This window comes from Mesorhizobium sp. B1-1-7, from assembly GCF_006442705.1.
GTDB classification, from domain to species: Bacteria; Pseudomonadota; Alphaproteobacteria; order Rhizobiales; family Rhizobiaceae; genus Mesorhizobium; species Mesorhizobium opportunistum.
On sequence record NZ_VFWQ01000009.1, the window covers coordinates 263,980 to 276,130 of the forward strand.

Genomic DNA, 12,151 nt, shown 5'->3' on the forward strand with positions numbered 1-12,151 from the left:
GCCGGCTTCGCGGTCAGGCGGCTGTCGCCAGGAACTCCGGATTCTGCTTCACCAGCGCGACCTTGAGCTTTTCCATGGCGCGGGCCTCGATCTGGCGTACGCGCTCCTTGGAAATGCCGAGCGTTTCGCCGAGTGCCTCAAGCGTCGCACCCTCGTCGCTGAGCCGGCGTTCCTCGATGATGCGCAGTTCACGGGCGTTGAGGGCGGCGAGAGCCGCTTTCAGCCAGACGGAGCGGCGCGCGACATCGATGCGGTCGCTGACGACCTCATCGGGCAGGGGATCGTCCGAGACCAGGAAATCCATCCGCTCGGTGGCGCCCGCATCGTCGGCCAGCGGCACGTTGAGCGAGGAATCCGGAGCCGACAGCCGCGAATCCATCATCGCCACATCAGCTTCGGAAACACCAAGCGCAACCGACACTTCGCGATACAGGGTTTCGTTGGAGAGCGGCTCGGCGCCATTTGCCAGGCGGGCACGCAAGCGCCTGAGATTGAAGAACAGCGCCTTTTGCGCGGAACTCGTGCCGCCGCGCACGATCGACCAATTGCGCAGGATGTAGTCCTGCATCGAGGCTCGGATCCACCATGTCGCATAGGTCGAGAACCGCACGTCGCGTTCGGGCTCGAAGCGCGCGGCGGCCTCGAGCAGGCCGACATGGCCTTCCTGGATCAGATCGCCAAGCGGCAGGCCGTAATGGCGGAATTTGGAAGCCATGGAGATGACCAGCCGCATATGAGCGACGGTGATGCTGTGCAAAGCGTTCTGGTCGTTGTCTTCTTTCCAGAGCAGGGCCAGCCGATGCTCCTCGTCACGCTCCAGGTAGGGGGCCTTCATGGCCGCGCGGACCATGGTCCGTCCTGCCGTGTCTTCCATCATGAGGCACTCCCTGGCTCAGGCGATGCGAATAACGAACTGGCAGGGCGTCGGGTTGAAATCGCCGCGTCGTGCCCTAGAACAGCCAAAACTGCCATGCGCGAGAAAAGTTCCGCCCGCGCGGGCAGGCGAGCGGTATCATCCGGGCGATTTCGCAGCGGTTGCCTGGACCATCAGGATGCTGCGAATAAGGCCCCTGCGGAGAATGCGGTTTCAGAAATCCATTGTTTTTGAAATCTCGTTCCTTATTTTTTCGACCTGCATCTGTCATTTTCCAACCCTCACAACATGCCGGGTTGCCGGCCAAGGACGGGATCACAGAAAAATGAAATGGCTCAAGTCGCTCATCATTGCCGGAACGCTGCAAGCCCTGGCTGTCGCATCGGGCCATGCCGGCGCCAATCTCGACCAGATCAAGCAGGCCGGGGTCATCAAGGTCGGCACGGAAGGCACCTACGCACCCTTCACCTATCATGACGCTTCCGGCGCGCTGGTCGGCTTCGACGTCGAAATCGCCAAGGCGATCGGCGACAAGCTCGGGGTGAAGGTCGAGTTCCTCGAGGGCAAGTGGGACGGGCTGATCGCCGGCCTCGACGTCAACCGCTACGACGCCGTCATCAACGAAGTCGGCATCACCGACGCCCGCAAGGCCAAGTATGATTTCTCCGATCCCTACATCGCCTCCAAGGCGGTGCTGATCGTGCGCGGCGACAACACCGACATCAAGACCTTCGCCGATCTCAAGGGCAAGAAGTCGGCGCAGTCGCTGACCTCGAATTTCGGCAAGCTGGCCGAGACGAACGGCGCCGAACTGGTCGGCACCGATGGTTTCGACCAGTCGATCCAGCTGCTTTTGACCGGCCGTGCCGACGCCACCATCAACGACAGCCTGTCGTTCCTCGACTTCAAGAAGCACAAGCCCGACGCCAATGTGAAGATCGCCGCGCAAGAGGAAAACGCCGACTATTCAGGCGTGATCGTGCGCAAGGGCGATCCCGAGCTGGTCGCCGCGATCAACAAGGCGCTGGCCGACATCAAGGCGGATGGCACCTATCAGAAGATCGCCGACACCTATTTCGGCCAGGACGTTTCGAAGTAAGTTTTTGTGGGATGGGCCGGTTGCCGGCCCGTGCGATGCATCCAGCGGCGAGCCGTCTTTGACGGTTTGCCGCTTTTGTCGTGATATGGCTGACGTCTAGCACTCTGGAGGGTCTTTCGTGCCGCACTGGCTGCAACTGATGCTGGAGTCGCTGCCTTCGCTGCTCTGGGCCGCGCTGATCTTCACCGTGCCGTTGACGCTGCTGTCCTTCGTGCTGGGCCTGACGGTCGGCCTGGGCGCGGCGCTCGGCCGGCTGTTCGGACCCAAGCCGCTGGTCGCGCTCGTGCGCTTCTATGTCTGGATATTTCGCGGCACGCCGCTCTTGGTGCAGTTGTTCCTGATCTTCTATGGCCTGCCGTCGGTCGGCATATTGCTCGACGCCTTCACCGCGGCGCTGATCGGCTTCACGCTCAACATCGGCGCCTACACGTCGGAGATCATCCGCGCCGCCATCGGCTCGGTGCCGAAAGGCCAGTGGGAGGCCGCCTATTCGATCGGCATGACCTGGAGCCAGGCGATGCGGCGCACCATCCTGCCACAGGCCGGCCGGGTCGCGGTGCCGCCGCTGTCCAACACGTTCATCTCGCTGGTCAAGGACACCTCGCTGGCAGCCGCCATCACCGTGCCGGAGATGTTCCAGGCGGCGCAGCGCATCGTCGCCACCACCTATGAGCCGCTGATCCTCTATGTCGAGGCGGCGATCCTCTATCTGGCGATGAGCTCGGTGCTATCGGCCCTGCAGACGCGGCTGGAGGAACGGCTCAACCGCTATGGCGGCTTCCTGGAGGCACGCTCATGATCGGCCTTACCGACATCGAAAAGCGCTTCGGCGACAATCTGGTGCTGAAGGGTGTGACCGTCGCCATCGACGAAGGCAGCGTCACCGCGCTTGTCGGCCCTTCGGGCGGGGGAAAAAGCACGCTGCTGCGCTGTATCAACCTTCTGGAGATCCCGACATCGGGCACGGTGCGCATCGGCGACGAAACGCTGGAATTCCGCCCGGGCGTCAAGGTGGCGACCGCCGACATCAGGCGCCTGCGCCTCCAGACCGGCATGGTGTTCCAGAATTTCCAGCTGTTCCCGCACCGCACCGCGATCGAGAATGTCATGGAAGGCCTGGTGACGGTGCTCAAATGGTCGCCGCAGAGGGCGCGCGAGCGGGCGCTGGCGCTGCTGGAGAAGGTCGGCATGGTGCACAAGGCCGATGCATGGCCGGCGACGCTGTCGGGCGGCCAGCAGCAGCGCGTCGCCATTGCCCGGGCATTGGCGCCGTCGCCGAAAGTGCTGCTCTGCGACGAGCCGACCTCGGCGCTCGATCCGGAATTGGCACAGGAGGTGGTCGACGTGCTCGGCAAGCTCGCCAGCGAAGGCACGACCATGGTGATGGCGACGCACGACCTGCGCCTCGCCTCCAAGATCGCCCAGGAAGTGGTCTTCCTCGATGCCGGCGTCGTCGTCGAAAAGGGGCCATCCGCCGTGCTGTTCGGCAATCCGGAGCGCGAACGGACCAAGCGGTTCATCGCGACGCTGAAGCAGGAGGCGGAGAAGGAGGGCAAGGGGTGAGTCTTCTACTTCCCCCCTTGTGGGAGGTCGGACCGAAGGTCCGGAGGGTAGGCGCTGCCCCCCACCCCGCTGCTTTGCAGCGACCCTCCCCACAAGGGGGAGGGTAAACAAAAAACCCGGCGCGAGGCCGGGTTTTTCAGAACTCGAAGGTTCAAAGGCTCAGGCAGCTTCTTCCTGCTCGGCTTCCTCGTTGTCGGCCTTGGCGCCACGCTTAGGGCCCTTGTTGAGGTTGACCTCGATCAGACGGACGGCTTCGGTTTCCGACATGCGGTTGACGGCCGCGATCTCGCGGGCCATGCGGTCGAGCGCCGCCTCATAGAGCTGGCGTTCGGAATAGGACTGCTCCGGCTGGTTGTCGGCACGGTAGAGGTCGCGCACGACCTCGGAGATCGAGATCAGGTCGCCTGAATTGATCTTGGCATCATATTCCTGGGCGCGGCGCGACCACATGGTGCGCTTGACGCGGGCGCGGCCCTGGACGACCTTCAGCGCGCGCTCGACATAATCCTCTTCCGAAAGCTTGCGCATGCCGATGGAGGTCGCCTTGGCGACCGGCACCTTCAGGCGCATCTTGTCCTTCTGGAAATCGATGACGAACAGCTCAAGCTTGTGACCGGCCACTTCCTGCTCGTCGATCGACACGATCTGGCCGACGCCGTGCGCCGGATAGACGATGTACTCACCGGTCTTGAAACCATGACGCGCACCGGTGGACTTCTTCTGCGGGGTGATCGTAGCCATTACGCCCTGAACTCCTTGTTGTGGTACCGGCGTCCTGCCGGTCCGAACTCGTGCGATCGGGGGAACCGATCGTTAGCCGCACAACAGATGAACCCATCGGAAAAGCCGGACCGGCAAACCGCACAGATTGCGACCGCCTGGCCCAGATCGCTCTGGTCCGGAATGGGATTTTCACCTTTCAGTGATTTGGGGCGTCTGCGCCATAAATCGACGTTGTGTCACCGGCATGTTTCGCTGATGTAACACAAAAAGTCGAAAGAATCAAGGTTTTGCTGCGTCAGCGAAGGCCACAGGTCCGTGCCGCCTGTCAAGGCGGTCAATGCAGCATGGCTCTTACCTAGCGTAATACCGGCCTTCGCGGCCGGCTTGTCAATCGCCTTCGCCAGGCTCGGCGGAGAAGTATTTCTCGAATTTGCCAGCCTCGCCGTCGAAGGTTTTGGCGTCGGCCGGTGGTTCCTTCTTGGCGGTGATGTTAGGCCATTTCTCGGCGTATTCGGTATTGATCTGCAGCCATTTGTCGAGGCCCGACTCGGTGTCGGGCTTGATCGCGTCGGCGGGGCATTCCGGCTCGCAGACGCCGCAGTCGATGCACTCGTCGGGATGAATGACGAGCATGTTCTCGCCTTCGTAGAAACAGTCGACCGGACAGACCTCGATGCAATCCATATATTTGCATTTGATACAGTTGTCGGTCACGACATAGGTCATCGGTCGGCTCCGGGACGTCCCAGCTCTATTGGGCCAGTTTTGTTGGGCTTTTTCCGTGAGGTAACGCCTTTGTCCGTCGCTTGCAAGGGCAGCCATGCCCAGCGGCATCGGCGTTTCCGGAATGAAATTCCAGCACGCGGGTGCGACAGGGGCATTTGGTGTCCTGTTTGCTGGGGTCGGTTTCCGTCTGGCGTCTGTCGCTGTCCCAAATCGCCACCGCGTCTTTGGCCACAAACCTCTTGGCCGATCCTCTTGGGCGACAAGCCTCAATCTTCGCCGAGCAAGCGGTCGGTCTGGCGGCGCTCCCGTTTGGTCGGGCGGCCGCTGCCAGCCTCGCGCAGCGCCGGGATGGCATCGGGCACGCTGTCGGCCTTCGGCGTAGGCAGCGGCGACATGTCCTCGTAGAGGGTGCGAGCCTCCTCGGCCGGGCCGCGCCGCACACCGGCGCCGAGCACCTTCCAGACGAAAATGCGCCGGTCGAGCGTGATGGTCAGCACGTCGCCCGGCTTGACCAGATCCGAGGCCTGCGCTGCTTTGTCGCGATTGATGCGCACGCGGCCGGCGACCACCAGCTTCGCCGCCAGCGAGCGCGATTTCACGGCGCGCGAGAAGAACAGCCATTTGTCAATGCGCTGGCGGCCTTCAGCAACCATCGAAGCGCTATCTCTTGGTCTAGGGGCCTACTTCTTCAGCTGGTCGCGCAAGGCGGCGAGCTTGGCGAAGGGCGAGTCCGGATCGAAGCGGACCGGGCGTTCCTCGCGCGGCTTCGGCTGGAAAACGGGCTTTGCGCCCCCTTGATCGGGGCGACCGCCCTTGCCTTCCGGCCTGCCGCCCTTCCAGTCGGGCCGGCCTTCGCGGCGTTCGGAACGCTCGCCTTGCGGGCGGCCGTCGCGGCGCTGTTCGCCTTCGCCCTGCGGCTTGGGCTTGAATTTCGAACGGTCGAAGCGCGGCTTGCCGGCGCCGTCGCGGCGGCCTTCATGGGCCGGGCGCTCGCCTGGCGTGCCCGTTGCCTGGACGCCGACGGCATCGGTCGGTGCATTGCCTCGGCCGCGCGCCTGGCCGTTGCGCTGGCGATTGTTGCGGCCCTCCTGGTGACGGGGGCGCTGGTCGAAACGGCCCTGGCGCCACAGCAGGATCGGCTTGGGCGCCTCGGCTTCGGCGGCGGGCTCGCTGGCCTCACCCTCCCCCTCGTGGGGAGGGTCGGCGCGCAGCGCCGGGGTGGGTGGGGCGCCCGCACCGTCAGCACCGCCTGCCTCACTGGCTTCATCAGCACGACGTGCATCGTCGGCGCCATCACCCGCGTCGCTTCGCGCCGCGACCTCCCCCATCGAGGGGGAGGTGGGGGCGTCGGCACCTTCTGTGGCAGTGACGTTGGCGACAACTTCTGCAACAGCCGGAGCTTCTTCCACGATTTCTGCGGGAGTTGCGACTTGCTCTTCCGTGACAAGCTCTGACGCTGTTTCCGCAATGGCTGAGGTTTCGATTGTAGTTTCAACAGCCGTTTCCGCGACAGGTTCTGCGGCTGTTTCCGCAATGGCTTCGGCCGGAGCTTCGACCGCCGCCGGCTCAGAATCTTCGACCGCGGCTTCGGCTGCCTTGGCCTGTTCGGCGCGTGCGGCCTCTTCCGCCGCGAGCTTGGCGGCTGCCGCTTCGCGCGCGGCATTGTCCTGCGCCTCCAGCCGTGCCTTGACCTCGGCCGCCGGCTTCGGCTCGGCGCGGTAGCCGAGGCCCTTCAGGATCTCTTCCATGTCGTCGGCGGTGGCGCCGAGGATCGACATCATCGGCGGCGTCACCATGAAGGACTGGCCGTCATAGGCGCCGTCCGGCCGCTGGCCAAGGCCGGGCTTCCAGTTGGTCGCCGGGCGGATCAGGTCGGCCAGCCGCTCTAGAATATCGATGCGCACGGCACGGCGGCCAAGATTGCGGTAGCCGGCAAGCTTGTAGAAGGCCTTGTCGAAGGCCGGATCGATGACCACCGAGGTGCGGCCCGATGCCAGCGCGTGGACCACGTCGCCAAAGCCGGGCTTGTCCTTGCCGTCGTTCTTCAGCGCCCACAGCAAGGTCACCAGTCCAGCCGGTGCCGGCTTGATCAGCGCCGGCACGAAGACATGGTAGGCGCCGAAGCGCACGCCAAGCCGGCGCAGCGCCGCACGGCCTTCCTGGTCTAGCGACTTCATCTCCTCGGCGATGTCGCGGCGGTTGATGAGGCCGAAATTCTCGACGAGTTGGAAGGCGATGCCACGGCCGATGCCGGAAATCTGGTCGGCATTCTTCAGGTCGACCAGTGGCTTCAGCAGCGTTTCGATCTGGAAATTGACGAACCGTTCGGCACGCGCGGCGACCTTGTCGCGCGCCTGGCCGGTCAACTGTTCGTCGGCCAGCAGCACCAGGCGCGGCTTCAGTGCGTCCTCGCCTGAAACCAGCGTGCCGATCGGTGCGCCGATCCAGCGTAGCGTGCCGTCCGAACCAAGCGCAAGGTCGCCATTGGCGCAGGCGCCGAAGCGTTCGGCGCGTGCCTCGAATTCGGCGGCCAGCGCCTTTTGCGCGGCCGTGCGCACGGCCTTGGCGTCTTCGCCGCCGGCCGTCTGGTCGGCTGTGAAGCGGAACCCTTGCAGCTCGCCGACATGATGGCCTTCGACAAGGACGGTTCCGGTAGGACTGATTTCGGCTTCAGGCATGGTATTTTCTCTAAGGCGCCGCATGAGGACGGAAGTCCTGCGGTCTACGAAGCGTTTCGTCAACCGCTCATGCAGCGCATCCGACAATCTGTCTTCGATTTCGCGCGTCTTTTCCTGCCAGTGTGCCTGATCGGCCAGCCAGCCGGGCCGGTTCGACACGAATGTCCAGGTGCGGATCTGGGCAATGCGGTGCGACAGCGTGTCGATGTCGCCCTCGGTGGTGTCGGCGCGGCGCACCTGCTCGGCCATGTAATTCTCGTCGACATGGCCGTGCCGGGCAAGGTCCATGTAGATCGAGGCGATGAGGTCGGCATGCTGGGCCGGGGCGATCTTGCGGTAGTCGGGGAGTGCGCAGGCTTCCCACAGCAGCGCCACGCGCCTGGCATCGGTGGCCAGCGCGCGGATGTCCCCGTCGCGCGACAGATATTCGAGCGCCTGTGCGTCGACCGCCGGCAGCGCGCGCGTCAAACCCTCGACCGGAGCGTTGGTCTCGATCGAGCGCTTCAGCGCGTCGAGGCTGGCGAAGTCGAAACGCGCGGTGCGCCACTGCAGCACCTTCACCGGATCGAAGTCGTGGCCCTCGATCTTCTTGACCAGCTCTTCGTCGAGCGGATCGACCTGGCCGGTGACGCCAAAGGTGCCGTCGCGCAGATGCCGGCCGGCGCGGCCGGCGATCTGGCCAAGCTCGGCCGCCGTCAAATTGCGGTACTGGTAGCCGTCGAACTTTCGGTTCTGGGCAAAGGCGACATGGTCGAGATCGAGATTGAGACCCATGCCGATGGCATCGGTGGCGACGAGATAGTCGACATCGCCGGACTGGAACAGCGCCACCTGTGCGTTGCGGGTGCGCGGCGAAAGCGCGCCGAGCACGACGGCGGCGCCACCTTGCTGGCGGCGGATCAACTCGGCGATGGCATAGACCTCATCGGCGGAGAAGGCGACGATCGCGGTGCGACGCGGCAGCCGGGTCAGCTTCTTGGAGCCGGCATAGGCGAGATGCGATAGCCGCGGCCGCGTCACCACCGAGACGCCCTTCAGCAGCCGCTGCAGGATGCCATGCATGGTGGCCGCGCCAAGCAGCAACGTCTCCTGGCGGCCGCGCAGATGCAGGATACGATCGGTGAAGATGTGGCCACGCTCGAGATCGCCGGCCAGTTGCACCTCGTCTATGGCGACGAAGGCGGCATCGGTCTCGCGCGGCATGGCCTCGACGGTGCAGACCGAATATTTAGCGCCTTTCGGCTGGATCTTCTCCTCGCCGGTGATCAGCGCCACCTTGTGAGCTCCGACCTTTTCGCAGACGCGGGTGTACACCTCACGCGCCAGCAGCCGAAGCGGCAGGCCGATGATGCCGGTCTCATGCGCCACCATGCGCTCGATGGCGAGATGGGTCTTGCCGGTGTTGGTCGGGCCAAGCACGGCGGTCACGTCGCGGCCCGACAGGATCAGCGGCTCGGTGTGTTTCGGCTGGATGTTCATCGGCTCGGAAATAGGGCTTTCTGGCCTCTCATTGTCGGGAGCGTGCCCTGGACGGCGCGTATGACAGGCGACACATAGGGATTTCGGGCGCGAAGCGAAAGCGGAATGTTCCGCTGTCGGCTCGAAGGCGTCTTTGTCAAGCTCCCGATCGGTTGCGGATTAAGAGTTGGAACGAGTCTGGAACGAATCGGCGACGAATCGCTGACTCGGTTAGATTCAGCTTTTGTTCACGGCTACATATGGATTTTGTGCCCATGACTCTCACCACATGCTGAATCATTGAACTGGCCCGTTTTATGCTAAGTGGCCTCCGTCGTTAATCTTTGCCGGCAAATGAGAAGGGTGGCTCGATCCGCCCTACTCAAGGTTATGAGATTGTTAATCTTTCTGAATTGATCGTTAAAGCATCGCCGATGATTTCGGTCCGTTAATGTTAACTTCCGCTCAAAGCCGGAACGAATCGGCGACAAAACGGCGCCGACGATACTTTCCCCTTTTGTTCTCCCAATATCTTGTGTTGTGAACAGCTTATCCACCGAGAATCCACAGGCTTGGCGACGGGTTTTGCACAGATGCCGCTGCCGCCATTAACCTTTGCGTGCCGGATTGGAGCATCGCATTGGAACGAGGCATTTTGCTGCGACAGCATATCAATGAAAAACGGACCGGTTTCCCGGCCCGCCCGATTTCTCGCTGTCGCAGCTTGTCCCGCCGAAACCACCGCCTCAGGCGAAATACTGACCGCCGTTCGCAGTGAGCGTCGAGCCGGTGATGAAGCCGGCATCCTGCGAAGCGAGGAAGACGACGCAGCGCGCGATCTCTTCCGGTTCGCCGAGGCGGCCGACGGGGATCTGCGGGATGATGCGCTCGTTGAGCACCTTCTCGTCGATCGCTTTGACCATCTCGGTGGCGATGTAGCCGGGGCAGATAACGTTGACGGTGATGCCCGCGCGAGCCCCCTCCTGAGCGAGGGCCTTGCTGAAACCGATGTCGCCGGCCTTGGCTGCCGAATAATTGACCTGACCGGCCTGGCCCTTCTGGCCATTGATCGAGGAGATGGTGATGACGCGGCCGAATTTGCGGTCGCGCATGCCGCTCCACAGCGGGTGCGTCATGTTGAAAACACCGGACAGATTGGTGTCGATGACCTCTTTCCACTGCTCGCGCGTCAGTTTGTGGAACATGGCGTCGCGAGTGATGCCGGCATTGTTGACCAGCACCGAGACCGGGCCGAGATCGGCCTCGACCTGCCTGATGCCGACGGCACAGGCATCATAGTCGGCGACCGACCATTTGTAGACCGGAATGCCGGTCTCGACCTTGAACTTCGCCGCCGCTTCGTCGTTGCCGGCGTAGTTCGCGGCAACGGAATAGCCTGCGGCCTTCAGAGCGATCGAAATCGCGGCGCCGATGCCGCGCGATCCGCCCGTGACGATTGCAACCTTGGTCATGCGCTCCCTCCCTTTGGTCGGGAGAGCGAATAGGGAGTAGCGAATAGCGAGAGTAGGGATCAAATGTCCCGTCGCGCCGACGCCATTCTTCCCTATTGGCTGCTCCCTATTCGCTATTCACTTCTCTTTCTTAGAGCGCTTCCACGCACATGGCGACGCCCATGCCGCCGCCGATGCACAGGGTGGCCAGGCCCTTCTTGGCGCCACGGCGGCGCATCTCGAAGACCAGCGTGTTGAAGACGCGGGCGCCGGACGCACCGATCGGGTGGCCGATGGCTATGGCGCCGCCATTGACGTTGACGATCGAGGGATCCCAGCCCATGTCCTTGTTGACGGCGCAGGCCTGCGCGGCAAATGCCTCGTTGGCCTCGACGAGGTCGAGATCGCCGACCGACCAGCCGGCCTTTTCCAAGGCCTTGCGCGAGGCGGGAATGGGGCCGGTGCCCATGATCGCCGGATCGACGCCGGCCGTTGCCCAGGACGCGATGCGCGCCAGCGGGGTGATGCCGCGCCTGACGGCTTCCGCCTCGCTCATCAGCAGCGCTCCGGCGGCTCCGTCATTGATGCCGGACGCGTTGGCGGCGGTCACCGTGCCGTCCTTGTCGAAGGCCGGCCTCAGCTTGGTCATGGCATCGAGCGTCGCGCCGTGGCGGATATACTCATCCTGGTCGACAATGGTGTCGCCCTTCTTGCCCTTGATGGTGAAGGCGACGATCTCGTCCTTGAACTTGCCGGCCTTCTGCGCGGCTTCGGCCTTGTTCTGCGAGGCGAGCGCGAAATGGTCCTGGTCTTCACGCGTGATCTGGAACTGGCGGGCGACGTTTTCGGCGGTGTTGCCCATGTGATAGCCGTTGAAGGCATCCCACAGCCCGTCCTTGATCATGGTGTCGATCATCTTGTAGTCGCCCATCTTGACGCCGGCGCGCAGGTGCTGGGCGTGCGGCGACATCGACATCGATTCCTGGCCGCCGGCGACGATCACCTTGGCGTCGCCGGTGGCGATCTGCTGCATGCCGAGCGCGATGGCGCGCAGGCCCGAGCCGCAAACCTGGTTGAGGCCCCAGGCGGTGGTCTCCTTGGGCAGGCCGGCCATGATCGAGGCCTGGCGGGCGGGATTCTGGCCTTGAGCCGCGGTCAGCACCTGACCGAGGATGACCTCGTCGACCTCGGCCGCTTCGACACCGGCGCGGGCCAGCAATTCCTTGACGACGACGGCGCCGAGCTCATGCGCCGGGGTGGCGGCAAAGGCGCCGTTGAAGGAGCCGACCGCGGTCCGCGCGGCGCTGGCAATGACGATGGAAGCGGACATTTTCTTCTCCAGACTTCATGGGTGTTGTTCTGCCGTTGAGGACTTTTCTTGCCCTTTCCCAACCCCAAGTCAAACCGGAAATGGGTATGGCGCCCATGCGCCGCAAGCAGGCCGCGCATCGCTGTGCCGGCAGGGCGGGCGCTGCTGCGCAACATATTTTGCCTGCTATGCAGCATTATATGATCCCGCACTGCACAAACTGCTTGGAATTGTAAGGCTTTTGCGCATATCCTTTAAAAAGGCGCAATC

10 protein-coding genes are annotated in these 12,151 nt (G+C 63.5%); 3 read left to right on the forward strand and 7 right to left on the reverse strand.

Features of this window, described 5'->3' with window-relative positions; genetic code table 11:
• Window positions 1–13: 13 nt before the first annotated feature.
• Window positions 14–877 carry an RNA polymerase factor sigma-32 gene (locus FJ978_RS17655; RefSeq protein ID WP_013892560.1) on the reverse strand — a complete coding sequence of 288 codons (864 nt, stop codon included), beginning with the start codon at window positions 875–877 and terminating at the stop codon, window positions 14–16.
• 322 nt (window positions 878–1,199) lie between these two features.
• Between FJ978_RS17655 and FJ978_RS17660 the strand changes: the two genes are divergently transcribed.
• The 3 genes from FJ978_RS17660 (at window position 1,200) to FJ978_RS17670 (ending at window position 3,536) form a co-directional block, all read left to right on the forward strand.
• Window positions 1,200–1,973 (forward strand): amino acid ABC transporter substrate-binding protein, encoded by a 774-nt coding sequence (locus FJ978_RS17660; RefSeq protein ID WP_013892561.1) that lies wholly within the window; start codon window positions 1,200–1,202, stop codon window positions 1,971–1,973.
• Between the two features lie 118 nt (window positions 1,974–2,091).
• Complete coding sequence (locus FJ978_RS17665) at window positions 2,092–2,772, forward strand: amino acid ABC transporter permease (protein ID WP_013892562.1); 681 nt, start codon at window positions 2,092–2,094, stop codon at window positions 2,770–2,772.
• A complete protein-coding gene (locus tag FJ978_RS17670) occupies window positions 2,769–3,536 on the forward strand; it encodes an amino acid ABC transporter ATP-binding protein (protein WP_013892563.1) in 768 nt (255 codons plus the stop codon). Before FJ978_RS17665 ends, FJ978_RS17670 begins: the two co-directional genes overlap by 4 nt.
• 159 nt (window positions 3,537–3,695) lie before the next feature.
• Here the strand turns inward: FJ978_RS17670 and FJ978_RS17675 are convergent, their stop codons facing one another.
• The 6 genes from FJ978_RS17675 to FJ978_RS17700 all read right to left on the reverse strand — a co-directional run bounded on the left by FJ978_RS17675 (window position 3,696) and on the right by FJ978_RS17700 (window position 11,902).
• Window positions 3,696–4,277 (reverse strand): CarD family transcriptional regulator, encoded by a 582-nt coding sequence (locus FJ978_RS17675; RefSeq protein WP_010911999.1) that lies wholly within the window; start codon window positions 4,275–4,277, stop codon window positions 3,696–3,698.
• A 369-nt stretch (window positions 4,278–4,646) separates the two neighbouring features.
• On the reverse strand, window positions 4,647–4,985 hold the full coding sequence (gene fdxA, locus FJ978_RS17680; RefSeq protein WP_013892564.1) for a ferredoxin FdxA: 339 nt from the start codon (window positions 4,983–4,985) through the stop codon (window positions 4,647–4,649).
• Between the two features lie 266 nt (window positions 4,986–5,251).
• Window positions 5,252–5,638, reverse strand: coding sequence for an RNA-binding S4 domain-containing protein (locus FJ978_RS17685; RefSeq protein ID WP_023769389.1), 387 nt, complete (start codon window positions 5,636–5,638; stop codon window positions 5,252–5,254).
• A 27-nt stretch (window positions 5,639–5,665) separates the two neighbouring features.
• Window positions 5,666–9,142 (reverse strand): helicase-related protein, encoded by a 3,477-nt coding sequence (locus FJ978_RS17690; RefSeq protein ID WP_140573102.1) that lies wholly within the window; start codon window positions 9,140–9,142, stop codon window positions 5,666–5,668.
• Window positions 9,143–9,867: 725 nt separating this feature from the next.
• Window positions 9,868–10,593, reverse strand: coding sequence for an acetoacetyl-CoA reductase (phbB, locus tag FJ978_RS17695; protein WP_140573103.1), 726 nt, complete (start codon window positions 10,591–10,593; stop codon window positions 9,868–9,870).
• Between the two features lie 130 nt (window positions 10,594–10,723).
• A complete protein-coding gene (locus FJ978_RS17700) occupies window positions 10,724–11,902 on the reverse strand; it encodes an acetyl-CoA C-acetyltransferase (RefSeq protein WP_140573104.1) in 1,179 nt (392 codons plus the stop codon).
• Window positions 11,903–12,151 lie beyond the last annotated feature (249 nt).

What these genes read in the sequence shown, in the direction of transcription:
- FJ978_RS17660 (WP_013892561.1), top strand. Translation starts at nt 1,200, where the DNA reads ATGAAATGGCTCAAGTCGCTCATCATTGCCGGAACGCTGCAAGCCCTG.
- FJ978_RS17675 (WP_010911999.1), bottom strand. Translation starts at nt 4,277, where the DNA reads ATGGCTACGATCACCCCGCAGAAGAAGTCCACCGGTGCGCGTCATGGT.
- FJ978_RS17700 (WP_140573104.1), bottom strand. Translation starts at nt 11,902, where the DNA reads ATGTCCGCTTCCATCGTCATTGCCAGCGCCGCGCGGACCGCGGTCGGC.
- FJ978_RS17690 (WP_140573102.1), bottom strand. Translation starts at nt 9,142, where the DNA reads ATGAACATCCAGCCGAAACACACCGAGCCGCTGATCCTGTCGGGCCGC.
- phbB (WP_140573103.1), bottom strand. Translation starts at nt 10,593, where the DNA reads ATGACCAAGGTTGCAATCGTCACGGGCGGATCGCGCGGCATCGGCGCC.
- fdxA (WP_013892564.1), bottom strand. Translation starts at nt 4,985, where the DNA reads ATGACCTATGTCGTGACCGACAACTGTATCAAATGCAAATATATGGAT.
- FJ978_RS17670 (WP_013892563.1), top strand. Translation starts at nt 2,769, where the DNA reads ATGATCGGCCTTACCGACATCGAAAAGCGCTTCGGCGACAATCTGGTG.
- FJ978_RS17685 (WP_023769389.1), bottom strand. Translation starts at nt 5,638, where the DNA reads ATGGTTGCTGAAGGCCGCCAGCGCATTGACAAATGGCTGTTCTTCTCG.
- FJ978_RS17655 (WP_013892560.1), bottom strand. Translation starts at nt 877, where the DNA reads ATGATGGAAGACACGGCAGGACGGACCATGGTCCGCGCGGCCATGAAG.